This window comes from Schleiferilactobacillus shenzhenensis LY-73, assembly GCF_000469325.1.
Classification (GTDB): Bacteria; Bacillota; Bacilli; order Lactobacillales; family Lactobacillaceae; genus Schleiferilactobacillus; species Schleiferilactobacillus shenzhenensis.
The window spans coordinates 117,447-140,235 of the sequence record NZ_KI271585.1 but is presented as its reverse complement, the minus strand read 5'-3'; the positions used below and the strand labels follow the sequence as shown (position 1 = coordinate 140,235).

Genomic DNA, 22,789 nt, shown 5'->3' with positions numbered 1-22,789 from the left:
GGCTTCGCACTAGCTTCGCGTCGCCGCCCCCGCCCGCGGAGCCCGGAGTCACCCGGGTTAAGACCAGACAGTCACCTGCCGCTCAATCCAACTAACACTCCTCGCCTCAGATCTGCGCTGCAATCGCATGTTGGGTGTTCAGCACCTGCCGCACCAGTTCCGCCTGCCGCTCCTGCGGCACCCGGTATTTCGGTGCGGACACGCTGAAGGCCCCGAAGAGCCGGTGGTGGCGGTAGATGGTGGCGCCGACGCAGAAGACCTCCAGCTCGTTTTCTTCATTATCGATGGCCACCCCCATCGTCTGGATCTCCGTCAGGTTCCGCTGAAGCGCTGCCGGTGTGGTCAGGGTGTGCGGGGTCACCGGCTGCAAGGTCACTGTGTGGAAATAAGCGGCCAGTTGGTCCGGCGGGAAAGTAGCCAGGATGGCCTTGCCCATCGCGGAAGAATAGAGATGCATCCGCCCGCCGATGGTGGACTTGAGCTTGATGGAGTTGGGGCTTTCTAACTTCTCCACCAGCATCACCTGGTCGTCGGCCAGAACGCCGAGGTTGACGGTCTCGCCGGTGGCCTGGCGCAGTGCCTCCAGAGCGGGCAGGGCGACGTCGCGAATGCTGAAACTGGCCAGAGCCTTGGTGGCGTAAGGAATGAACTGGGTGCCGAGGGTGTAGCGGCGGGTACGGTCGTCCCGATGCATGAAGCCTAGGGCGCACAGCGTGGTCAGTATCTTGAGTGCGGTGGGCTTCGTGAGGCTGGTGCCGCGGCTAATATCCATCAAAGTTGGCGCTGCCTCGGCGGACAGGGTGTAGTCCATAATGGCCTTGGCTTTGACGAGGACAGTACCGTAGAGTTTTTCACTGGGTGGATTCATGGGGTTATACCAACTTTCCTATTTAGAAATGTCCAAAACCATTGTACCGTGTGAAGCTGTTAGGACGCAATCCACCATCTTTCCTTATGAGAAATGTGGTAAGCAATGCCCTTTGCAACCGCTTTTCCAGGTACAATAGAAGGATAAGAGAGGAGCGGAGTGCATGATTACCATCACCACGTATAACATTCGGTTAGATACCACGGCCGATGCCCCCTGGGCTTGGGCGGCCCGGCGGCCCTATGTCCTGGCGAACTTGCAGCGACTCGATCCAGACATTTTTACCGTCGAAGAAGCAGAACCGCACCAGTTCGCAGACCTAGCGGCGGCTTTGCCGGCCTATCGCGGGTTCGGTATTCCTCGGGAGAATACCGTGGACAAGGGCGAAGCGGCGGCGCTTTTCTTCAAGAAAACCAAGTTCGACGCGCTGGCTGAAGGGCACCAATGGGTGTCTGAGACGCCGGACGAACCGTCTGTCTATCCCGGGGCGGCGACCTACCGGATCTTCCAGTGGGCGCGGCTGCGGGAGAAGGCCAGCGGGCGGCAGTTCTACCTGGTGACGGTCCATCTGGACCACATCTCAGTGGCCGCTCGGGACTTCGGGGTGAAGCAGATTCTCACCACGTTCGCCCAGGAACGGCAGACCTTGCCGTTCATCGTGACCGGCGACTTCAACATGGTCCCCAGCGACACGGCCTATGCGACGATGACCCAGACCTTGCGGGACGCGGCCCTGACGGCAGAGAAACGACCGGACCCCACTCCGGGCACGTGGCAGGACAGCGAGCCGCCCACCTATCGGCCTGGTCAGACGGCTACCCGGCTAGATTATTTCTTCGTGAATGACCAAGTGCCCGTGGCGGCCTACGCGGTGGATACAACGGTGTCGCCGGCCGGGCAGTACGCGTCGGATCACTTCCCCGTGACCATTGCGGTGGACTGGTGAAAGTCACGGCAGCGGCTCGGGCGCACGGGAAGCCTCTCTTGCTGATTCTGCTGGGCAACCTGCTTATTGCGTTTGGCTACGCTAAGTTCATGGTCCCCGCGAACATCATTAGCGGCGGGGGGACGTCGCTGAGCATGGTCTTGGCCCGCCTAACGCCGCTGAGCGTGGTCACTTGGACGAATATCATCACGGTCAGCTGCTTAGCGTTTGCGCTGGCGTTTTTGGGCCGCACGAATTTCGTCCGGTCCATCGTCAGCAGCCTGGCCTACATGGGTTTTTTCGCCGCCTGGTCGGCCGTGCCGCTGCGTCTGGCGACGTGGCCCTTGGTGGATGTTCTGGCCGCCAGCCTCTTCATCGGCGCCGGCTACTATTGCTGCATCGCCAGCAACGCCTCAACGGCAGGGCTGGACGTCTTCGCCCTGATTATCGCCCACCGTCGGCCGCAGTTGAACGTGACACTGATGCTGCGAGTGATCAACGTGATCGTTCTGCTGGCCAGTACCCTGGTCTTCGGCTGGCAATCCCTGCTTTGGGGCCTGGCCTTCACCTTTCTTTATTCAGGCCTGATGGGCTGGCTGCTCCGCCATTATCAACCCTTCCCGCCGGTACAGGACAACTGAATCGGAGTATGAGAAAGGCCCCGTTGACAGCGATTGTCGACGGGGCCTTTCTACGATCTTAAAGGAGGTGGTACGGGATCAGCGCACGACCAATACCGAAATCGGTGCGTATTTTGCCATGTAAGCGGCCTGGCTGCCGAAATGCTTGCTGATGCCTTGCTTCGATTTGGCACCGACGATCAGCAAGTCCGGTTTCACCGCCGGAATGACCTGGTGAACGATGACGTCCCCGGGGTCGCCTTCGGCAATCACGGCGTCCACTTGCTTGATGCCGGCGTCCAATGCGAGCTGTCGGTATTTTTCGATATGCTTTTGCAGATCATCGTGCTGACCATGGACGTAATCTTTATCCAAGGCTTGGAAGACATTCATCTCGTCATCTTCCAAAATGGAGACGATCGTCAGCTTGGTTTGCTCTTGACGGGCGCGGTGCAATGCGTACTGGAACGCGGTCAGGGCATCTGGGGAATCATCGACACCCACTAAGATGTGCGATATAACGTTATTTTGCTTCACTTGCTGCTGCCTCCCGTGCACGTTTTGCCTCTTGACTCTTAGCGTAGCGCTTGTTGCCCCGCCGCAGATCAAGAATTGTCCAGACCAGCATAGCCATCACGATGGCAATCAAGACATAGGCGATAATGTGAGCCGCTTCTACCTGCCCGCTGGCGGGGTGATCGCCGAAGAAATCAGTAATCGAATCCGGCAAGCCAATCATATTGAGAATGGTCAAGCCAATGACCGAAATCCATCCCAACACTTTTTGCCAACCATTATTTTTAAACCGATCGCTCATTTCGACACGGCTATCCGTCATCATGAGTAGTGGCAGCATTGAGAAAGGCAACGCGAAGGCTAGGAATACCTGAGAATTGTTCATTAGGTTATTTAGCGCTACGTGCTGCTGAATCTCTGTTTCTCGAGCAGTCAGCGCGACGACCAGTAGGACGGGCACAACAGAGATGAGCCGAGTGACAAGGCGGCGGGCCCATAAAGGCATCCGCATGTGGACAAAGCCTTCCATGATGACTTGGCCGGTCAACGTACCGGTGATCGTCGAGTTTTGCCCAGAGGCAAGCAGGGCAACAGCGAACAGGACGGATAGGACACCTGATTTGGCGACACTGATCAGGATGGGGTTACTCAGTTTAGATGTGTCCGACAGTGCTTGGAACAGCCCGTAGAAAGACGGGTCCTTCACTGCACCAGTTTTGAACACAGCCACGCCCATGATGAGCAGAAGGGCGTTGACGAAAAACGCCGCCGTCAGTTGAATGTTGGAGTCCCAAGCGGTGAAGCGCACCGCTGCCGCTACATCATCCGGATCGGAGTGGTCAATTTTTCTAGTCTGAGAAATTGCACTGTGCAAATACAAGTTATGCGGCATGACGGTGGCCCCGATGATTCCCAGCGCACCGGACAGCGGTGTTTGACCACCCACGACAGGCGCTGTTGCAAACGTCTTGGTACTGGGGACGAAGCCGGCTAACACGTCGCTCCACACTGGGTTAGACAAAGCGACTTCGTAGATGAAGACGAAAAGGATGACAAGGATCAAACACACCACAATGGCTTCAATTTTTCGAAAGCCGATGCGCGTCAGTAACAATAAGAGCAGTACATCGAAGACGGTGATGAAAACCGCGACAACGATTGGAATATGGAACAATAGGTTCAACGCAATGGCGGCCCCGATGACTTCTGCAATATCGGTGGCCATAATGGCCAACTCGGTCATAATCCAAAGGACGATACCGAGTGTCCGACTGGTTCGAGCCCGAATCGCCTGGGCCAAATCCATCTGGGTGACTATGCCGAGTTTAGCTGCCATATATTGAAGCAACATCGCAATTAAACTCGACATCAGAATGACCGACATCAGTAGATATTGGAAATTCTGACCACCTGTGATCGACGTCGACCAGTTACCAGGATCCATATATCCCACGGCAACCAGCGCGCCAGGACCGGAATAGGCCAGCAGCGTCCGCCAGAAGCCTTTCCCTTTTGGCACCTTGACTGTGGAGTTGATCTCCTCCAAGGAAGGGCCGTTGGCATACTCGATGAGCTTATGCCGTTGGTTCGGATTGTTATCACTCACGAACAACCACACCTCTCTATTTTCAACTTTCGTTTTCATTATACCGCGTATTTTGGAGAAGGGAAGTATTATTTTAGGCCGGCCTAAGCATCTTTTCAACGCCGCCTAGCTCGCCTGCTAGCAACCGATTCGCAAAGAATCCGGCATATCAAGAAAGAGAGCGGTACCACTAGATTATATGAATCTGTTTTTAGAAAGAAGGAATTTTTCTGGAAGAGTGGATCAATCGTTTGTTGGTCTGCCAGCAGGCCAACAAAACAGGGCCAAACAAGACGGTTTCCCGTCCTGCTGGGCCCTGTTTGGATGCACTATTATATGCGTAATATGCTACCGCAGCCTTTGTCTTACGGCAGCTTGTCGTTGGATTCACTGTGGCCGGTTACTCTTGTTTTTAGCATGACGATATGTTGTGCTGGCTGCCGCAATGAACGTAGCTACACTTGAAATGGTCAGTGACCAGAAGTACGAGTTGGGATGTGTCTGGACGGCAGGCATAAAGCCAGTTAGGCATAGGGCCACGCCCAACCCCAACAGCCACCACCCAACTGTCCTCTGCCACTGGGCCCTTTCAGGGAGCGGCAAATGACTCACGTGGGGGTATAGGTCCTTGACCACCAGGTGGATGACGCCAGCAATTAAGACAACTATGCTGGTAATTTGTACGCTGTTCATGACAGGGACACCTCCAAAGTTCTCAGCACATTTACTGGTAGTACCAATATTGGTACGCGCCTGCTCGCCAGACCATCACTCGACCGTACTTAAAATGAGCCGTTTTGCCCTGCCAAGCTTCTACAGCACCGATAACTTGACCAAAGTAAGGGATTGCTACCCCCAAGTTAAGCATTCGTACTGATCTGTTCAGATCTGCAGCAGAAATGTAAACGTTGAAGTCCCAGGGCTTAGTCCACCCATTGGGGAAGGTTACTCCCGTTCGCCCACCAGAGGCGCTGGCCGAAAGGAGGCTGACTGCAAAGCCCTGTGGAGCACTGTCTTTCACGAAAATTGAAATTGCTGAGCCATTGCGAACAATGGTGAACTGATTTTGCAAGCTGGGATTATTTGCTAGTTGAGGTGCGACACGTTGCAGTAAGTCCTCAGTTGTGGGTTCTGTAACACCAGATGAAGAAGTATCCGTAGCCTGAACCGTTGATACAGTGGCGAGCAATACTGAAATCAATCCCACGAGTGCTGTGAGAATGATTTTCCATGGTTGATGAAGATTCTTTTTGGCTTTCATTAAGCAATTCGGTCCTTTCCGTATAGAAAACGCCGTGGCATTTTGCTTTAGTTTAGCCGACCAAGTAACCCAGCGTACTCAAACTGGATGATGCCAGGTTCTCCACCAGGGAAGATCCAGCGTGTAGCTCCGGTTTTGTTGATCCATCCGCCATATCTATGACCGCCTTTGTATGTGGTCTGATAAATGGAAGGGTTGTCAGATCCAAACCAAGCCGTCTTCCAAACTGTGTCGGGACCGCCGGGATCGTTGATCGGGGTGTATACAGTTGGACTGACTAAGTCGGAAACCTCGTGGCTATCTTGACTAGAAGCTGAAGCCAGCGCTGGTTTAGTGAAGAAGAAAGTTAGCAGCAGACAAGAAAGTGTGATGATTGCTGTTCGGATGGTTTTTGTAAAATGCACTTTTTACCTCCTAGTGGATGCGAGCGTGGTGAACACATTGTTTGAGACGTTCACCAACAGTTGATGCACAGAACGGTTTTGGTGCTTGCAGACGCAACACTTCAGGGTGGAAGACCAGTTTGCTTTGTATCCATGATCGGTTTTTGGTAAATTTGGAGAACTGTGGACATTGCCACCGGATAACTGTACAATTACCATAATTATCACCAGGATTTCATTTCTTCATTTTCTCATAAAGGAGCTGGTCGCATGTTTTTCTCAAACCTGGACTATGGTCATGCCGAATACAACATCCGCAAGAACAACCGGAATATGAGTTTGGCAGATGCTTCTGCCGGCATCATGGACAAGACCACTTTGCGCAAGTTCGAAAAAGGCGAGATTTCGTTGTCGATGGCCAAGCTGTTTCCCTTACTCCGGCGTTTGCGCGTTGCCCCGTCGGAGTTTCTCTATCAAGGAGCAGATTTTGCCGTCTCTCCGGTTGCGTCTTTTTTTGAAGAGTTAGCGGCCGTTTACGTGCAAAGAGATATGCCCTCCTTACGGCGGATGCTTGCTGATGCACAGCGACCGCGTGCGGACGAGTCCGCGCGCTTACCGTTTCAGCGCCTCGACCGGATTACTATCGAGGCGGCCATCAAGTCCTTGGGTCAGGGAGAATTAGCAGCAGCCGATGTTGAATTCGTAACGGCGTACTTGGTTGGACAGCGAAACTGGTTTTATTACGACTTGAGCATTCTCCAATATCTGCCCAACTTTCTCAGCCCTGAAACCTTAATCTGGATTTCCCAGAATATTTTCAGTCATACGATGACGTATCAACGGGTGCTGAACAATGCCGACTTAGTGGGTAATATCGTCCTCTCAATTTGCCGGGTGTTAATTATCAAGAGAGGCGACTGTGATAGTGCTGTCCAAGTGCTGGCTGGGGCCAGGCGGGATCCTGGAATGCACGACTTAGCCGGCTTTGCCATCCAGGCTAAAGACTTGGAAGCAGCAGTGGCCTATCATCGCGGGCGGGTAGATGAAGCCAAGGTGATGCATCAGTGGGTGGTCGAAACGTTGCGCTGCCTTGAGTTAAAGCAGGATACACGCGATGTCGAAGCCATGTGGCCATTACTGACAGACACTGATTAGTACCTCCTTTCCTTGCTGATGATTAAATCTTACCGCAGCCACCCTATATAAGATCCAAATGTGGATAATATACTTACTTGCTTTTTTACGTGTGCTCACTAAACCGCGACTAATCAGCTTTATACCGCCGATCAGAGGGACACTCGGAGCATATCGTCAACGCACCGCAAAAGGGCCCTTGTCCCGCCGCACTTTGGCGGGACAAGGGCCCTTTTGATGATGATGGTTAGTTGCTGCCGGAAGATTGCGGCATATACGGTAGGAGCAGGTTCGCCAAGCCTTCAATGCTGCGGGTCTGCATCAGGATCGTGCCGGACCCTTGGAAGTGGTTGACCAGCCCTTCGCCGGTCTTGAAGCCGAAGGCGCCGCTGGCGACTTCGATGTTGTAGTCCAGGCTCTGGCTCCAGGCGACGACGTTGCTGTTGTCGACCACATACTCCTGGTTTTGCAGGGTCACTTCGATGATGTCGGCATAGCCCGAGACGAGGAAGGTGCCGTTCCCCTCAGTCTCCATCACGAACAGGCCGCCGGTGCCGCCGAAGACGGCACCGCTGAGCTTTTGCCGAACCATGCGGTAGCCGGTGCCGGCATCGCTGGCCAGATAGGCGCTGGTGTTCAAGCGCCAGTGGGTGCTGCCGCTGGCGGTCAGTTCCCGGATGGCACCAGGGTTGGCCGGGGCAATGAGCAGCTCGCCGCTGTCCGAGAGACCGGTGGCGGTGGTGATGAAGAAGCTCTCACCGCTGGTGACGCTGCGGCCCAGGGCGCTGAGCACCCCGCCCAGGCCTTTCTTTCCGTTGCTGTTCATGTGGCCTTCAAGCTTGACCTGCCCGTTGTGGGCGATCATGCTGCCGCGTTCGATCTGGACGGATTCGTCCCGGCCGAGGTGCAGGGTGACCGTCGGGAAGGCGGTGTCTTGCGAAATCGTATAGTTCAATGCCGACAACTCCCTTGGTTTCTGAAATTGCCTTCAGTATACCAGAAACCTGGTTAGAGGTGGGCGCCATTGGTCCGGATGACCTCCTGCAGCCAGGGATAGCTCTGCTTGGGCACCCGGGCCAGGTCGCGCAGGTTGTGGTTGCCGCGGTTGACGTAGACCACGCCGTAGCGCTTCTCCATGTCCCCCTGGGAGCTGGGGATGTCCAGCCAGCCCCAGCCCAGGTAGCCGATGACGGGCACGCCGTCCTCGCTGATGGCGGCCTGGAGGGCCCGCAGGTGATCCCGGTGGTAGGCGATGCGGTAATCGTCGGCGATGGGTGTCTGGCCGTCCCAGTGCTCCCGGGCGGCGATGCCGTTCTCGATGGGGAAGATGGGCAGACCGGTCTGCTGGTAGACACTGTTGACGGCACTGCGGAAGCCCATGGGGTCGATCTGCCAGCCCCAGGCGTTGGCCTCCAGATAGGGGTTCTTCTTCACCGCATACTGGTTGTACCAGTTGGGCGCCGTATCCGCGGGCAGGCGGGTGTGGTCGAAGGTGCTGCTCCAGTAGTAGCTCATGGCGGCGAAGTCGCTCTGCGCGCCAGCCAGTTCTGCCAGTTCGGCCGGCTTTAAGATGTCACCGAGTCCGTGGCTTTCCATGAAGTGGGCGACCTGGGGCAGGTAGCGGCCGGCGGTATCCAGGGCGACCACGTTATCGTTGACGAAGGTGCGGTACTGCTGGGTGATCCAGACGTCTTGGGGGTGTGGGGTCGCCGGGTAGATCTGCTGGTGGGCGATCATCGCGCCGATTTTGACGCCGGGATAGTCCTGGTGCACGGCTTGCGTGACCAGAGCGTGGGCCAGGGCCACGTTATGCTGAATCTGGTAGAGGTCGTGGAGCGTCTTGGCGCCTTTCTGATAGCCAGAAATGATGAAGCTGTCCGTCAGGCCGTAGAGGTTCTGTTCATTAAAGGTCAGCCAGTAGGGTACCCGGTCGGCGAAGCGCCGGAGCATCTCCTGGGCGTAGACGACGAATGCATCGACCACGGCCCGGCTGATGAAGCCGTTGTGCGCTTGGGCCAGGGCCAGGGGCATGTCGAAGTGGTAGAGGCAGATCATCGGGGTGATGCCGGCGGCCAGCAGGTCGTCGATCAAGCGGTCGTAGAAGGCGATGCCGGCCTCGTTGAACGCCCCCGTGCCGGCGGGCTGGACCCGGCTCCAGCTGATGGAGAAGCGGTAGCAGGTCAGCCCCAGGTCCTTCATGATCGCGATGTCCTCCGGATAGCGGTGGTAGGCATCAATGGCGGTGTGCCAGTCGCTGCTGTGGTCCGTGGCCGGCCGCTCATCGTAGACCGAGGGGCCCTTGCCGGCCGTGTTCCACGCGCCCTCGGTCTGGACGGCCGAGACGGAGTTGCCCCAGAGAAAGCCAGTGGGAAATGCAGTCATCAGGCCGGTCCTCCTATTTCTTCCAGCGGTCGTAAGCGGCTTGGTAGACCTTGGTGTACTGGTCCACGTGCATGCCCTTGATCGTCTTCACGTACTTGTCCCAGTCGGAGAGCGGGGTGACGCCGGTGATGAACTTGGCTTCGGATTCTTCCACGAAGGTGGCCAGGTCGGTGGTCATGGAACTAATGGAATCCTGTTCTTCCTTAGTCAAGTAAACCAGGGGATAGGGGACGCGGGCGTACGGGTCGATCTTGGCCTTGGTCTCGGCCCGGACGAAGGTGGTGAAGCCGTCCACGGCGGGGGCGTTGGCGTCGGTGCGGATGCTGTACTGGTCCCGGTCAGAGGCTAGGGCAGGGACGGTCAGGCCATAGTCGGGGGTCAGCTTGCTGCGCTTGTCTTCACTGTTCTCGGGGGTCACACCCTTGGCGAAGACGCGGACGGTCTGCCCCTTGTCGTTCTTGGCACTCTTCCAGAGGTAGCCCTCGGGCCCCTGGTTCAGGTAAACGGCGCCCTTGTCGCTGTAGAAGTAGTCCACCCAGCGCAATGCGGCGGCCGGGGAGGGATTGTTCTTGGTGATGGCGAAGTTGCCCCGGTTCAAGCGGGGGTTGCCGGGCACGACGGCCTTCGGCGACACGTCGCTGGTCAGCGGCTGCCACATTGGGTCAGCTGCGGCTTGGGCCGGTGTACGGCCGGTGGTGAAGTAGGAGAAATAGTCGCTGAAGACGCCGAGCCGGTTGGCCTGGCCCTTGGCCTTCTTCTGGTCGTCAGACTGGGCGAAGGTATCTTTGTCCAGCAGCCCTTCGGCGAAGAGTTTGTGCATGAAGGTCAGGTATTCCTTGTAGTTCTTGGTGATGGGCGTGTAGACGACTTTGTTGCCGTTGTTTTGCACGGTGTTGCTGAGCAGGCCGAAGATGGACATCAGCCAGTAGCGGGAGCTGGTCAGCTTCACGTCGCTCAAGGGAATCTCGTCGGCCTTGCCGTTGCCGTTGGGATCGTCGTTCTTGAAGCGCTTGAGCAGCGCATAGAATTCATCGGCGGTCTTGGGCAGTTCTTTGACGCCCAGTTTCTTCAGCCAGCTGCCGTTGTACCACAGCGGCCCGATGTACCAGGAGGACAGGGCGCCCCGGGAGATCAGCGGTAGACCGTAGATGTGGCCGTCCGGGGTGGTGATGGACTGGCGGATGCTGGGGTCCTGCTTCATCAGCTTGTTCAGGTTCGGCGCATACTTAGGAATCAGCTTCTCCAGCGGCAGCAGCTGCCCGTGTTCGCCGTAGGAGACTTCGTTGGCCGGGGTGAGGGCGCTGCCGGCGGCGTAGATGATGTCCGGCAGGTCCTGGGAAGCGAAGGCCAGGTTCAGCTTGGTGGAGAAATCCGAGCTGGGCGGCGTGTTGTACTTGAAGGTGATATTGGTTTTTTTCGCGTAGTCGTTCAGCACGACCATATCGTTCCAGTTGACGACCCCGGTGCTGGGCGCCATCAGGGTCATCTTCAGCGGCTTGTCCACGATGGGGAAGCCGGTGGGATTGACCTTGACGTCACTCTTGAGGCTGGCGTTGGTGCCCCCAGAGCCGGCACACCCAGCGAGAGCGAGGACAGCCAGGGCACCGGCCCCGGCGGTAAGAAGGAAACGACGAATTTTCATGGATGGATCTCCTTTCTGAATTAACCCTTCAAGGAACCGATCAGCACACCCTTGACGAAAAAGCGCTGGAGGAAGGGGTAGATGAGAATGACGGGCAGGGAAGACACGATCATGACGCCGTACTTGATGACGGCCACCAGCTGCTCCTTGCTGAAGGCGGCTTGGGCGGCCGATTGGGTGACCGTCGCCCCGGTGGCGGCGCCTTGCTGCATGTCTTGCAGGACGAGGATCTGGCGCAGCACCATCTGTAACGGATAGAGGTTCTTGTTCTGCAAGTAGACCAGGGCACTGAAGTAGCTGTTCCACTGGCCGACGCCGTAGAACAGGGCCATCACAGCAATAATCGGGGCGGAGAGGGGCAGAACGATCTTGAAGAACAGCTGGAAGTCGGTGGCCCCATCGACAATGGCAGCCTCCTGCATCTCCCAGGGAATCGAGCTTTGGAAGAAGCTGCGGGTGACGATGATGTTATAGATGCTGGCCGCGCCGGGGATGATGATCGCCCAGACGGTGTCCACCCAGCCCAGGGCCCGGATCAGCAGGTAGGAAGGAATCAAGCCGCCGCCTACGAACATGGTCACCAGCATGAAGTTGGTGAACCATTTCTTCCCGGAGAAGTCCGGGCGGGAGATGGCGTAGGCGCAGGGAATCGTCAGAGCAAGGCTGACGGCGGTGCCGGCCAGGGTGTAGAAGATGGTCATACCGTAGCCGCGCCAGATGTCGCCGTAGTTCAAGATGACCTTGTACCCATCCAGGGTGAAGCCTTTGGGCAGCAGCCACATCTGGCCGGAGTTGACGGCGGCGGGGTCGGAGACCGACGCGCTGACGATGTAGATCAGCGGGTAGAGGACCAGAAGCACCGCCAGGGCGATGAACACGTAGAGGACGCTTTTGAAGACCTTGTCCGCGCGGGTGTCTTTGATCAGGTGATTTTCATGCATGGGGAGGCTCCTTTCTTACCACAGACTGTTGTCCGACACGCGCCGGGCGATCTTGTTCACGACGATCAGCAGGATGGCGTTGATGGCGGAGTTGAACAGTCCCACCGCGGCAGCGTAGCTATACTGCCCATCCAAGAGCCCCTGCTTATAGACGAAGGTGGCGATGACGTTGGAGGAAGAAAGGTTCAGCGGATTCTGCAGCAGCAGGATCTTCTCGTAGCCCATGGAGAACAGGCTGCCGACGTTCAAGATGAGCAGGATGACCATGGTCGGGACGATGGCCGGCAGATTGATGTGCCAGATGCGCTGGATCTTGCTGGCGCCGTCAACGATGGCCGCTTCGTGCAAGGCCGGGTCCACGCCGGCGAGGGCGGCCAGGTAGATGACCGAGCCCCAGCCGGTACCTTGCCAGACGCTGGAGAGGACGTAGACGGTCTTGAACCACTTCGGGTCGCTCATGAAGGCGATGGGCTGGATGCCCACGGCTTGCAGGGCGTGGTTGATGATCCCGGTGGAGGGGTCGAGGAAGGCGATGATCATCCCGCCCATGACCACGACGGAGATGAAGTTCGGGGCGTAGGTGATGGTCTGGCTGAATTTCTTCCAGACGCCGTCCTTCATCTCGTTCAAGGCGAGGGCCAGGATGATGGGCAAGGGGAAGCCGACGATCAGGCCGTAGACTTGGATGCCCAGGGTGTTGCGGATCAGGTCCCAGAAGTAGTAGGACTGGAAGAACTGGTTGAAGTACTTGAAGCCGACCCAGGGGGAATTCCAGATGCCGAGCACCGGCACGTAATCCTTGAAGGCGATGAGCACCCCGTACATGGGGATGTAGCTGAAGACGAGGAAACAGAGGAAAGTGGGGAGGATCAAGACGTACAAGCGCCAGTTCTTTTTCAGGCGCTTAGCGTTGAAGAGCGCCGGTTTGCGTTTTTTCTCGGTGGGTTTGACGAGGGTCTGGGCAGAAACTGCCATGGCCGGTCAACTCCTTTCTATTTTGGTCAGGCGCAGACCCGGATAGCGGGCTTGCCGTAAGGTGCCGGGGAGGAAGAGCCGCTGGTTGGCTGTGCGCAGCGGCGGGGCCGTGCTGCCCAGCCGGGTAACGGTCCCAACAGTGGTCGGCAGGTGCAGCGCGGCCAGGTCCAGCTGTCGGGGCGGGGTGCGGCGCAGGCAGAAAAGATAGTAGGCGGTGTCGTCCTGGGTGATGGCCAGGTGCTGGCGGGCGGCGGCTTGGATGACGGCGGGCGGTAACGGCCGGGTGCCGTAAATGCCGGCGCCGTTGACGGCCAGCCAGCCGCCCAGCTGGCGCAGCCGCCGCTGAGCCGGGGCGGGCAAGGTGCCGTCTGCCTTGGGCCCGACACCGAGAACGATGTTGCCGCCCAGGGTGACGACTTGGAGGATACTGCGCAATAGCAGCGAAAAGTCTTTGTAGCGGTCGTGGGGGACATACCCCCAGTTGTCCGCCAGGGGAATGCCGCTTTCCCAGGGGAGGGCGGGTCGGTCGGCCAGGGCGGGGATCTGTCTTTCTGGGGTAACATATTCTTCCCAGCGGGTACCCATGGTCCGATCAACGATGAGCATGTGCGGCTGCTTTTCTTGGATCGTGGGCATCAGCTGGTCGAAGCCCAGAGGCTCCCGGGCATCGCCGACCCAGCCGGCGTCCAGCCAGAGCATGCCCAGCGGTCCGTAACGGGTGGTGATCTCCTTGAGCTGGTCGCGGACGAAGGCGACGTAGCGCTGCCAGCGTACTGGATCGCTGGCGGGATCATAATCGGCACTACGGCGCTTGGGCTGACCGTCTGGGCGCCAGTAATCCGGATGGTGCCAATCGGCCTTTGAGTAGTAAGCGCCCGGTGTGATGCCGGCGGCCCGCATGGCAGCGGTGAACGCGCCGAAAAGATCCGTGGGGGCGTGAAAACTGCTAGCCGCTGTCGGGTAGAGCGTGTAACCGTCATGGTGTTTGGTGGTCAGGATGGCATAGCGGCTGCCGGCTTGCCGCAATAGCGGTGCCCAAGTCTGCGGGGCGGCGGCTGGCGGTGCGAACCGCTCGGCCAAGTGCCAATAATCATGTTTGAGCTGGGTCATGTTGGGCCGCCAGGCGTGGGGGCGGCGGGCCCAACCGTCAGCGTCCGAGAGCTGCCAGGATTCGACGATCCCGGCGGTACTATAGAGACCCCAGTGGAGCAGGACGCCGATTTTCTGATCTTGGAACCAGGCCCAGCGCTTGCGCACCGCCGCGTACTCAGCGGCGGGCAGGGCGGCGAAGTCCGCCGGCTGCCAGGGGCGGCCGGCGCCGGTCTCGATGTCGCCCCGGAGATGGGATGTGGTCATGTGCATTGATTCACCTCCTCGATTGCACACTCATCATAACGGCTACCCTGAAGCGCTTACAATATGTGCTTCTTGCGGCTATGTGCTTCTTAACCTGCCCTTGTCAGTACGCTTCTGGGCACGTATACTGCGAAGGTGTAAGCGTTAACGATAACTAATGCACAAGAAAGGAAGGAAAGACATGCGCCGTTCTTTAATTGTTTTTCTGGCCGGTCTGTTTGTCCTCTTGGCCGCCGGCGGCTACTGGCTGTTCTATGGTCAGCCGGCCGCCGCCGCCCAGACCCCGGCGGGCCGGACGACGGCCCTAGTGCTCCGCCGGAACTTGCGAGCGGTCAACGCCGGCAGCGTCGCAGATTATCTGGCGACGATCGTCCCGGCGCAGCGCGCTGAGACCCGGCCGGTCATTCAGCAGACCTTGACCAAACGGCAAGCGACGGTCAAATTGCAAGACTTCGCCGTGCAAAAACAAAGTGCGGCCCATTTGACGGCCCGGGTCAATGAATTGCAGACGGAGCGCCGCAGCGGCCGCCGTCAAGTGCTTGAGGCCACTGTGGATTTCACTCGGCAGGGCGGCCGCTGGTACATTGCCCGGCTGGTCGTCGTCAATGCCGCCAATGCCGGGTAAAAAAGCAAAAATTGGAGTTTTTCCGCCTGCCTGTCAGGCTATGATACAGATGAAGAGTTGCACACAATGAATGGAGCTAATTTCCTATGTTAAAGTTGAATTTCACTGCGTTACCTGCTGCATTAGACGCTGGCGTGGCCATCATGGCCCCTGTACTGGGCTTCACCCGAGCAGCAGACGGGGTGGCCGTGACCACCGCGGCTGAGCCGGGCGGCCCCCTGCTGGTCCAAACCGGCCCGGCCGGCCCGGCCCGGATCGTTTACCCGACCCAAGCCGCGTTCTTCCGCGGCTTGACGGCCTTGGTGCAGGGGCTGAACAGCGGCACCCCAGTGGATATCAAAGAGACCCCGCGGCTGCAGACCGCCGGGTTGATGTTCGACATGTCCCGCAACGCCGCGTTAACGGTGGCCGGGCTGGAGGCGATGCTGATTCAGAGCGCCCGGGTGGGGTTGAACGCCGCTCTCCTTTATATGGAAGATGTTTACGCGGTGCCGGAATATCCCTACTGGGGCTACCAGCGCGGCCGGCTGAGTCAAGCCGAACTGAAGGCCGTGGATGATTTCGGGGCCGCTTTGGGGATCGAAGTCATTCCGTGTATCCAGACCTTGGCCCATCTGCTCAACCCGATGAAGTGGCCCTTTATGCACGCCATCCAGGACGCCCCCGGGATTCTGCTGGTGGACGATCCGAAGACGTATACCTTCCTGCGCCATATCATTGCCGCCGCCAGCGCCCCGTTCCGGACGAAGAAGATCCACATCGGCATGGACGAAGCCCACGACTTAGGCCGGGGCACTTACTTGGACCGCCATGGCCTGGTGGACCGGACCGAGATCATGCTCAAGCACGTCCGCCAGGTGACGGCGATCACCAAGGAACTCGGGCTGCACCCGATCATGTGGAGCGACATGTGGTTTGAAGCCGCGGGGCACGGCTATTACGACCCCCAGACGCAATTTTCTGATCAGCTCAAAGCCGAGATCCCCGACGTGGACTTGATGTACTGGGATTACTACCACGACGATGAGACGTTCTACGAGCAGATGATCGCTACCCACCAGGAGCTGGGCCGGCCCGTCAGTCTGGCCACGGGGGTGTGGACGTGGAACGGCTTGGCGCCGAATTACGGCAAGACGCTGGCGACGATGAACGCCGGCATGGTGGCCGCCAAGGTGATGGGGCTGACGACGGTCTTTGCCACCATGTGGGGCGATGACGGCGGCGAGACGCCGTTCACCGCAGCCGCCCTGGGGATCCAGAACTTCGCCGAGCAGGTCTACCACCAGAGCGTGGACAGCGATCGGCTGGCGGCCGCCTTCACCCGGTATCAGGGGAAGAAAGCGGCGGACTACCTGGCCCTGGACCAGTTCGACCAGCTGCCGGAGCTGACCCCGGCCAACCCCGAAGCGACGAATCCCAGCAAGATCGTGCTTTATGAAGACCTGCTCAGTCCGCTTTTCGCCGCCAATACGGCCAAGGTGGACCTGCTGGGGCACTATCGGACCTTGCAGACGCAGCTGCAAGCCATCGTTGACCGGGGCCAAGCCAAGGCCGGCGACCAAGCCGTCTTCGTCTTTTATACCCGCTTAGCCGCCGTCTTGGTGCAGAAACTCGCGGTGATGGCAGCGATTCGCGCCGCTTATACCGCCGGCGACCGGACCGCGATGAAGGCTGCGGCAGCGCAGCTGCCCGCCTTGCGGACCGCGGTCAGTGCCGTGCGCGACGCCCACCGGCAGTGCTGGTTCGCTCTCTACAGCCCCTTCGGCTGGGAAGTCTTGGACGTGCGTTACGGCGGTTTGCTCAGCCGCATCGACACGGTCGCCTGGCGCCTGCAGCAATGGCTTGACGGCACTGTGAGCAGCCTGGCCGAGCTGGATGAACCCCAGCTGCCCGTGGGCACCGTGACGCCGGCCAGCATCGGCCGCGGCCTGTATACCGACTTGGCCAGCGTGAGCAAGATCAGCGGTGTGTAGTCGTTACCTTTCTAACAATTAAAGAAGGAGAAAAAAGACCATGAATGAACCCCGAGGGATTATCCGGTTGTCGGTCAAGGTGGGGCAGATCCTGCTCCTGGGTGTTAAACTGCAACTGCTCTTCCTCCTCTTCGCCCTGCGCGGGGCGGTGGTGCTGGGGGTGTTCCCGGCGCTGGCGGCCTGCGCCAAGCTGATCCTGCGGCGTATGGAGAAGCGGCCTGACGAGGTCGGGGCGCTGTTCGGTACGGCCCGGGATACCTGGCCAGCGTTGTATGCGGAGTTCCGCACGTTCTATCAGCAGGCCTTCTGGGAAATGAACGGGATCGGCTACCTGGGCCTGCTGGCCGTCGCGGCCCTGGTCGTCGATCTGGCCGTCAACCAGGCGTTCCTGCACTCGGCCGTCCTGCAGTGGGGCTTGATCGTCCTGCTGGTCGGGGTGCTGTCTTACTGGCTGTATGTGCTGACGATCTATGCCCGCTACCAGCTGCACTTCTGGCAGTATTTTCGTCAGGCGCTGATCATTTCGGTGGCCCACTTCACGAACACCTTGGCCATCGTCATCGGCTCGGTGGCGGCGACGGCCTTGCTGGTGCTGTTCCCCGCCTTGAGCCTGGTGGCCTTGGTGCCGCTGTACCTCACGCCGACGGTCTGGTTCTCCTACCAGTCCTGCCAGCGCGTCGAAGCCGTGATGCACTATGCGGCTTAAGCTGCGCCAGGCGTGGCAGTCCCAGCGGCTGCTGCGCACCTACCTGGTGTCGTTTTTGCTTATTTTTCTCCTGCCGTTAGGAATCGTCACAGCCAATTGGCTGGTCCGGGAGTGGCAGTCCCAACAGGCGGCGCAGACTGCGCGGCAAGAGAGGACCCTGCAGACGGTCACCGCCAGCTTGAACGATGATCTCACCCACATTCTGGTGGCGACAAGCCAAATGGCGCTGGACCGGGCACTGCTGGCCCGGACGTGGGATTATACGGCCATCCGGGACATGCACAGTGCCATTCAGCGCTACGACCTGAGCAGCCCCTTGATCAACAAGATCTTCATTTACCTGCCCAGCGATCCTGCCGTCCTGTTCTCGGCGGACGGCACCTATGATCTGGGGCCGGCGCTGGCCAAGTACAAGCTGCTGCCGGGTCTGCCGGCTGCCCAGCAGCAGCGGCTCTTGCGTCACGCCACCGTGGCCCAGCTGTTCTTTGCCCCGGCTCAAGATAACCCGGAGCGGGGTCTGCTCACCCTGGCGGTACCGATCACGGCCACGCCAGGCACGGCGCCCCGGGGGATGGCATTGTATTCGTTGAATACCGGCGCCGTGCGGGACCAGCTGCAAGACGCGGTGACCACCCCGGACCAAGTCCTGGCCGTGGTCGTCGGGTCCGGGCGAATCACCGCCCGGCCGACGCTGGCGGGCCGGGCTTTGCCCACCGGGAGTCAGTGGCCGGCGTGGCAAGCATTCGGCCGCCAGCAGGGTGCCGCCGTGACCCGTCAATCCGGCCAAGGGGACTTGTTTCAGACCGTCTCTTTGGCCCTGCCATTATCGTTTTGGCCGCCGCTGCGGGCCCTGCTCGCCCAATACGCCGGCCTCTTTGTGACCCTGCTGATATTGGGCGGCCTGCTCAGCTGGTACTTGAGCCGGCGGCAGTATGCCGGTATCCGCAAGCTGGCCGCGATCGTCCCCGGGACCAGTGCCCAGCCGGTGGATCTGACCCGGCTGGCGGCGGCCATGCAGGCGGTGATGACCGCGCAGCGCGCCCGGGCGGCCCAAGAGCAGATCCGCCTGCCCTTCGTGCGCAACCAGGTCCTGAGCATGCTGGTCAACGGCCGGCTGGCCGATGCCGCTACGGTGCAGCGCCTGCTGAACCTGGCCCAAGTGCATTTCTACCATCCTCGCTTCCTCATCGGCATCTTACCGGATGAAGCGGCCTTGGCGGAGAAAGTGCTGGCCGACCCCGTGGTGACCGCGACGCAGGTCGTCTACTTCGTCCATCACAGCGACCAGGCGCAGCTCATCGTTCTGGTCAATGACGACGGTGCGGCCCCGGCTGCCGCGGTTCTGACTACCATTCAGCAGCAGCTGGGGCCGGCCGTGATGTATGCCGGCCGGGCGGTGACCAGTGTGACTGCGCTGCACGACGCCTACATTGAGGCCGTGACCGCTCAGATGACGAACCAGCCAGGCCCTTCTGAGGCGGTGAGTTTCTACCAGGACCAGGGTGCGCCGCAACTCTTCGACCCGGCCAATGAAGGCAAACTGACCAACGCGCTGGCCCAGGGGAATCGCGAGATGGCTGTGGAAGCCTTCACGGCCTTGTTCGACGCGGCCAGTCAAAATTGGTCGCCCACCGCCCGCTTCGACTTGCCCATGGCCAACCTCATCAGCCAGCTGCTTAAAGCCGATTACCAGCGGCACCGGCAAGTCAACAACCTGCTGGTCCAGCGGCTGCTCAGCGCACCGTCTTACAGCGCGCTGCACCGGCTGCTGCTGGGGACGGTGGAAAGCCTCACTGTACCGCAAGTTGCTGCGAGCGCCGCCACTGCTGACGGTCCAGCGCTTGAGACCTTTATCACCGCCCGCGCCAGCGATCCCACCTTTTCTCTGGTCGACGCCGCCGACCAATTCGGTTGGTCCGTGCCGTATGCGAGCCGGCACATCAAGGAAGTCACGGGGCTGACCTTTACCGCGTATCTCCAAGAGATTCGCCTCACCCGCATTCAAACCGCCCTGACCGAAACTAGCCAGCCCATCAAAGAGATCGTCACGGCGAACGGCTACTACGACGTCGCCAATTTCACCCGCAAGTTCAAGAAACTGTTGGGGGTGACGCCGGGGCAGTACCGGGCGCTGCACCAGAAGGATGCGGCGGGGTAAAACCGGAGCGCCCCATCTTGCAGCACACCGCAAAGTCCCACATCCGCGAGACAACTTCTTTGACCGCACCGCCCGCCATACCCTAAAATAAGGCGAATAAACGTTACTGAATACACGCCCGCGGGCGTTAGGAGCGAACGATCATGGCGAAACATACGACCCAGTGGCGGCTGGCCGAAGCACTGAAAGCGGACATGGAAACCATGCCCATTGATCACGTGACCATCGGTATGCTGACGCAGCAGGCCAAGGTGAGCCGGAACACCTTTTATTACCACTTCACCGACGTCTACGATCTGCTGGGCTGGATCTATGAACAAGAAGTGGTCACCCAGCTGTCGACCTATCTCAAGGTGGACCGCTGGCAGACGGCGTACCGGATGATTTTGGACTACATTGCGCGGAATCAGCAGTTTTGCCTGCAGACGTTCCATTCCGTCGGCCGCAATCTGCTGGAAAATTTTCTTTATTCTGCTGCATCCCAGATGGTCAAAGGCGTCGTCGATGACGTGGCCCCCACTGCACCAGCTGATTTGAAACAAAGCATCGTCAACTTTTACGGTTGGGCCCTGGTGATGCAGGTCATCCAGTGGTTGCGGGACGATCTGCGCGAGCCGCCGGCAGACGTGATCCGGCGGGCCGAGATCATGCTGGACGGCAGTGTCGCCAACGCCATCGCCAACAGTAAGCGGTATTGACGAGGGGATTAAGCCGCGGATAAGAACGTTAAGAAAGGGTAATTTTGGGCAACTGCCCAAAGTTGCCTATTTTTAATGCCGTATTCGTGTCTTAGAATATGATTGTTGAAACGATTACAAGGCGTTTGAAAGGAGCTTTTCTCCCATGAAAAAGGAAACGATTGGCAAATTGATCGGCATCGGCCTCATCTTGGCCGCGGCGGGGTACCTGGCCAAAAAATCAGAGCTGTTCAGCGACGACAAGGCGGCGTATGCGCCGTTCGAACCCCGGCAGGAAGACTAGGAAAGGAAGTTATATGATGGCCCAAAAAAGTAAAGCGATTATGATTGGGGCCGGCTTGGCGAACATGGCGGCCGCCGTCTATCTGATTCAAGAGGCTCACTGGCCGGGGGAGAACATCACGTTCTATTCCCTCGACGACCACGGCAGCAACGACGGTTCGCCTGCCAGCATCCAGGCCGGTGAATACTGGAACAAGAACCACCCGTTGGAGAATACCCAGGGCTACGTGGCCCGCGGCGGCCGGATGCTCAACTACCGTACTTACGTGGATCTGATGGACCTGCTCGACCGCATTCCCAGCGTGACCGAGGCGGGGATGACCGCGGCGGAAGACACCCGCGACTTCGACGCCAAGCACCGCACCTTCGACAAGGCCCGTCTGCTGGAGGGCGGCCAAGGCATCCTCAACGGCGGCCATCTGGGCTTCGACAATACGGACCGGATGCTGCTGACGAAGCTGGTGATGATGCCCGATTCTGAGGAAGAAAAGCTGGACAATGTGTCCATTGCCGACTACTTCAAGGATGATCCGCACATGTTCCAGACCAACTTCTGGTACATGTGGGAGACGACCTTCGCCTTCCGCACCCAGAGTTCTGCTCAGGAGCTGCGTCGGTACATGCACATGATGATCTATGAATTCACTCAGATCGAGCACCTCGTCGGGGTCAACCGCACCCGCTACAACCAGTATGAGAGCATCATGCTGCCGCTGATCAAGTATCTGCAAGGCCAGCAGGTGAATATCGTGTTGAACCGGCGGGTCACCGACTTCGACTTCAAGGATACGACCATGCAGGACGAGATCACCGTCACCGGGCTGCACATGACCAACGTCGAGACAGGTGAGGAAGAGCACGTCGACGTTCCGGCGGACACGGCCGTTTTCTTCACCAACGGCTCGATCACCGATTCAACCACCATGGGCGATTACACTCATGCGGCGGGTGAGAACATGGACTACGGCGCGGCTGCCTCGCTCTGGAAGAAAGTCGCTGAGCGGTTCTACAACGTTGGCAATCCGGACAAGTTCTTTGCCGACCGCAACGCCAGCGAGTGGACCAGCTTCACGCTGACCACGAAGAACCACTTGCTGCTGGACGAGATTGCCCGGATCACCACCCAAGAACCAGGCAACGCGCTGAATTCGTTCCTGTCCACCAGTCCCATCACCCCGCTGGGCCAGAAGGACGTGAACATGTCCATCGTCGTCCACCATCAGCCGCACTTCACCACTCAGAAGCCGAACGAGACGGTTCTCTGGGGCTACTTCCTTTATCCCCGGCGCCACGGCGAGTTCATCGACAAGCCGTACATCGAGATGACGGGGGAAGAAATGGCCAAGGAACTCATCGGCCAGCTGTCGAAGGTCGATCCGGGACCGGGCAATATCAAGGACAAAGAAGACGAGATCTTGGCCAGCATCATCAACAACATTCCCGTCCACATGCCTTACGCTTCGGCGCTGTTCAATAACCGGGCCAAGAGCGACCGGCCGCTGGTCATTCCGGCGCATTCAACGAACCTGGCCTTCACCGGCGAGTTCGCAGAGCAGCCGTTCCAGATGGTCTTCACGGAGCAGAGTGCCGTGCGTTCCGGCGAGATTGCGGCCTACCACTTCGCGGGCATTCCCATGGCAAAGCTGGTGAAGACGCCGCGGTACGACAAGGACATTCCGACGCTGCTGCGGGCGTCCAAGAAGATGTTCTCCTAAGTTATTCGCTATAACAGAAAAGCGCCAGTCCGGCATCGCCTTGA

The 22,789-nt window shown here is 58.9% G+C and carries 21 protein-coding genes; 10 read left to right on the top strand and 11 right to left on the bottom strand.

Annotated elements, in window-relative coordinates:
- Window positions 1-106: 106 nt before the first annotated feature.
- On the bottom strand, window positions 107-868 hold the full coding sequence (locus L248_RS05340; RefSeq protein ID WP_022529093.1) for an IclR family transcriptional regulator: 762 nt from the start codon (window positions 866-868) through the stop codon (window positions 107-109).
- 163 nt (window positions 869-1,031) lie between these two features.
- Here L248_RS05340 and L248_RS05335 point away from each other — a divergent pair, with 163 nt between their 5' ends.
- Window positions 1,032-1,814, top strand: coding sequence for an endonuclease/exonuclease/phosphatase family protein (locus L248_RS05335; RefSeq protein WP_022529092.1), 783 nt, complete (start codon window positions 1,032-1,034; stop codon window positions 1,812-1,814).
- A gap of 38 nt (window positions 1,815-1,852) precedes the next feature.
- Window positions 1,853-2,434 carry a YitT family protein gene (locus tag L248_RS05330; protein WP_196811995.1) on the top strand — a complete coding sequence of 194 codons (582 nt, stop codon included), beginning with the start codon at window positions 1,853-1,855 and terminating at the stop codon, window positions 2,432-2,434.
- A 78-nt stretch (window positions 2,435-2,512) separates the two neighbouring features.
- Here the strand turns inward: L248_RS05330 and L248_RS05325 are convergent, their stop codons facing one another.
- The 4 genes from L248_RS05325 to L248_RS15815 form a co-directional block, all read right to left on the bottom strand.
- The gene (locus L248_RS05325) at window positions 2,513-2,950 is read right to left on the bottom strand and encodes a universal stress protein (protein ID WP_040535025.1); all 438 of its coding nucleotides are present in this window, start codon (window positions 2,948-2,950) and stop codon (window positions 2,513-2,515) included.
- Window positions 2,937-4,574 (bottom strand): Nramp family divalent metal transporter, encoded by a 1,638-nt coding sequence (locus tag L248_RS05320; RefSeq protein WP_081701225.1) that lies wholly within the window; start codon window positions 4,572-4,574, stop codon window positions 2,937-2,939. The genes L248_RS05325 and L248_RS05320 overlap by 14 nt, the downstream gene beginning before the upstream one ends.
- 664 nt (window positions 4,575-5,238) lie before the next feature.
- Window positions 5,239-5,775: a hypothetical protein gene (locus L248_RS05310; RefSeq protein WP_022529088.1), complete on the bottom strand. Its 537-nt coding sequence runs from the start codon at window positions 5,773-5,775 to the stop codon at window positions 5,239-5,241.
- Window positions 5,776-5,822: 47 nt separating this feature from the next.
- Window positions 5,823-6,179 (bottom strand): hypothetical protein, encoded by a 357-nt coding sequence (locus L248_RS15815; RefSeq protein WP_155828576.1) that lies wholly within the window; start codon window positions 6,177-6,179, stop codon window positions 5,823-5,825.
- Between the two features lie 249 nt (window positions 6,180-6,428).
- Here L248_RS15815 and L248_RS05305 point away from each other — a divergent pair, with 249 nt between their 5' ends.
- Window positions 6,429-7,313, top strand: a complete 885-nt coding sequence (locus L248_RS05305) for an Rgg family transcriptional regulator (RefSeq protein WP_022529086.1) — start codon at window positions 6,429-6,431, stop codon at window positions 7,311-7,313.
- 226 nt (window positions 7,314-7,539) lie between these two features.
- Here the strand turns inward: L248_RS05305 and L248_RS05300 are convergent, their stop codons facing one another.
- The 6 genes from L248_RS05300 to L248_RS05275 are packed head-to-tail and all read right to left on the bottom strand — an operon-like array spanning window position 7,540 to window position 14,594.
- Window positions 7,540-8,247, bottom strand: a complete 708-nt coding sequence (locus L248_RS05300) for a TIGR00266 family protein (RefSeq protein ID WP_022529085.1) — start codon at window positions 8,245-8,247, stop codon at window positions 7,540-7,542.
- Window positions 8,248-8,300: 53 nt separating this feature from the next.
- The gene (locus L248_RS05295; RefSeq protein WP_022529084.1) at window positions 8,301-9,674 is read right to left on the bottom strand and encodes a glycoside hydrolase family 1 protein; all 1,374 of its coding nucleotides are present in this window, start codon (window positions 9,672-9,674) and stop codon (window positions 8,301-8,303) included.
- 13 nt (window positions 9,675-9,687) lie between these two features.
- Window positions 9,688-11,316, bottom strand: a complete 1,629-nt coding sequence (locus L248_RS05290; RefSeq protein ID WP_022529083.1) for an extracellular solute-binding protein — start codon at window positions 11,314-11,316, stop codon at window positions 9,688-9,690.
- A gap of 20 nt (window positions 11,317-11,336) precedes the next feature.
- The gene (locus tag L248_RS05285) at window positions 11,337-12,257 is read right to left on the bottom strand and encodes a carbohydrate ABC transporter permease (RefSeq protein ID WP_022529082.1); all 921 of its coding nucleotides are present in this window, start codon (window positions 12,255-12,257) and stop codon (window positions 11,337-11,339) included.
- A gap of 15 nt (window positions 12,258-12,272) precedes the next feature.
- On the bottom strand, window positions 12,273-13,232 hold the full coding sequence (locus L248_RS05280; RefSeq protein WP_022529081.1) for an ABC transporter permease: 960 nt from the start codon (window positions 13,230-13,232) through the stop codon (window positions 12,273-12,275).
- A gap of 6 nt (window positions 13,233-13,238) precedes the next feature.
- On the bottom strand, window positions 13,239-14,594 hold the full coding sequence (locus L248_RS05275; protein WP_022529080.1) for an alpha-L-fucosidase: 1,356 nt from the start codon (window positions 14,592-14,594) through the stop codon (window positions 13,239-13,241).
- A gap of 175 nt (window positions 14,595-14,769) precedes the next feature.
- Here L248_RS05275 and L248_RS05270 point away from each other — a divergent pair, with 175 nt between their 5' ends.
- From L248_RS05270 to L248_RS05245, 7 genes are all read left to right on the top strand, one after another.
- Window positions 14,770-15,213 carry a hypothetical protein gene (locus L248_RS05270; RefSeq protein ID WP_040535020.1) on the top strand — a complete coding sequence of 148 codons (444 nt, stop codon included), beginning with the start codon at window positions 14,770-14,772 and terminating at the stop codon, window positions 15,211-15,213.
- A gap of 86 nt (window positions 15,214-15,299) precedes the next feature.
- Complete coding sequence (locus L248_RS05265; RefSeq protein ID WP_022529078.1) at window positions 15,300-17,186, top strand: beta-N-acetylhexosaminidase; 1,887 nt, start codon at window positions 15,300-15,302, stop codon at window positions 17,184-17,186.
- Window positions 17,187-17,226: 40 nt separating this feature from the next.
- Entirely contained in the window at window positions 17,227-17,892 is a 666-nt protein-coding gene (locus L248_RS05260; RefSeq protein WP_022529077.1) for a DUF624 domain-containing protein, read from the top strand.
- Window positions 17,882-20,050 carry a helix-turn-helix domain-containing protein gene (locus tag L248_RS05255; protein ID WP_022529076.1) on the top strand — a complete coding sequence of 723 codons (2,169 nt, stop codon included), beginning with the start codon at window positions 17,882-17,884 and terminating at the stop codon, window positions 20,048-20,050. The genes L248_RS05260 and L248_RS05255 overlap by 11 nt, the downstream gene beginning before the upstream one ends.
- A gap of 143 nt (window positions 20,051-20,193) precedes the next feature.
- A complete protein-coding gene (locus L248_RS05250) occupies window positions 20,194-20,748 on the top strand; it encodes a TetR/AcrR family transcriptional regulator (RefSeq protein ID WP_022529075.1) in 555 nt (184 codons plus the stop codon).
- Window positions 20,749-20,893: 145 nt separating this feature from the next.
- On the top strand, window positions 20,894-21,031 hold the full coding sequence (locus L248_RS15810) for a hypothetical protein (RefSeq protein ID WP_022529074.1): 138 nt from the start codon (window positions 20,894-20,896) through the stop codon (window positions 21,029-21,031).
- A 16-nt stretch (window positions 21,032-21,047) separates the two neighbouring features.
- Window positions 21,048-22,745 carry an oleate hydratase gene (locus tag L248_RS05245; protein WP_040535017.1) on the top strand — a complete coding sequence of 566 codons (1,698 nt, stop codon included), beginning with the start codon at window positions 21,048-21,050 and terminating at the stop codon, window positions 22,743-22,745.
- Window positions 22,746-22,789: the final 44 nt, after the last annotated feature.

What these genes read in the sequence shown, in the direction of transcription:
- L248_RS05340 (WP_022529093.1), bottom strand. Translation starts at nt 868, where the DNA reads ATGAATCCACCCAGTGAAAAACTCTACGGTACTGTCCTCGTCAAAGCC.
- L248_RS05335 (WP_022529092.1), top strand. Translation starts at nt 1,032, where the DNA reads ATGATTACCATCACCACGTATAACATTCGGTTAGATACCACGGCCGAT.
- L248_RS05320 (WP_081701225.1), bottom strand. Translation starts at nt 4,574, where the DNA reads ATGAAAACGAAAGTTGAAAATAGAGAGGTGTGGTTGTTCGTGAGTGAT.
- L248_RS05310 (WP_022529088.1), bottom strand. Translation starts at nt 5,775, where the DNA reads ATGAAAGCCAAAAAGAATCTTCATCAACCATGGAAAATCATTCTCACA.
- L248_RS05305 (WP_022529086.1), top strand. Translation starts at nt 6,429, where the DNA reads ATGTTTTTCTCAAACCTGGACTATGGTCATGCCGAATACAACATCCGC.
- L248_RS05295 (WP_022529084.1), bottom strand. Translation starts at nt 9,674, where the DNA reads ATGACTGCATTTCCCACTGGCTTTCTCTGGGGCAACTCCGTCTCGGCC.
- L248_RS05290 (WP_022529083.1), bottom strand. Translation starts at nt 11,316, where the DNA reads ATGAAAATTCGTCGTTTCCTTCTTACCGCCGGGGCCGGTGCCCTGGCT.
- L248_RS05285 (WP_022529082.1), bottom strand. Translation starts at nt 12,257, where the DNA reads ATGCATGAAAATCACCTGATCAAAGACACCCGCGCGGACAAGGTCTTC.
- L248_RS05280 (WP_022529081.1), bottom strand. Translation starts at nt 13,232, where the DNA reads ATGGCAGTTTCTGCCCAGACCCTCGTCAAACCCACCGAGAAAAAACGC.
- L248_RS05275 (WP_022529080.1), bottom strand. Translation starts at nt 14,594, where the DNA reads ATGCACATGACCACATCCCATCTCCGGGGCGACATCGAGACCGGCGCC.
- L248_RS05270 (WP_040535020.1), top strand. Translation starts at nt 14,770, where the DNA reads ATGCGCCGTTCTTTAATTGTTTTTCTGGCCGGTCTGTTTGTCCTCTTG.
- L248_RS05265 (WP_022529078.1), top strand. Translation starts at nt 15,300, where the DNA reads ATGTTAAAGTTGAATTTCACTGCGTTACCTGCTGCATTAGACGCTGGC.
- L248_RS05260 (WP_022529077.1), top strand. Translation starts at nt 17,227, where the DNA reads ATGAATGAACCCCGAGGGATTATCCGGTTGTCGGTCAAGGTGGGGCAG.
- L248_RS05255 (WP_022529076.1), top strand. Translation starts at nt 17,882, where the DNA reads ATGCGGCTTAAGCTGCGCCAGGCGTGGCAGTCCCAGCGGCTGCTGCGC.
- L248_RS05250 (WP_022529075.1), top strand. Translation starts at nt 20,194, where the DNA reads ATGGCGAAACATACGACCCAGTGGCGGCTGGCCGAAGCACTGAAAGCG.
- L248_RS15810 (WP_022529074.1), top strand. Translation starts at nt 20,894, where the DNA reads ATGAAAAAGGAAACGATTGGCAAATTGATCGGCATCGGCCTCATCTTG.
- L248_RS05245 (WP_040535017.1), top strand. Translation starts at nt 21,048, where the DNA reads ATGGCCCAAAAAAGTAAAGCGATTATGATTGGGGCCGGCTTGGCGAAC.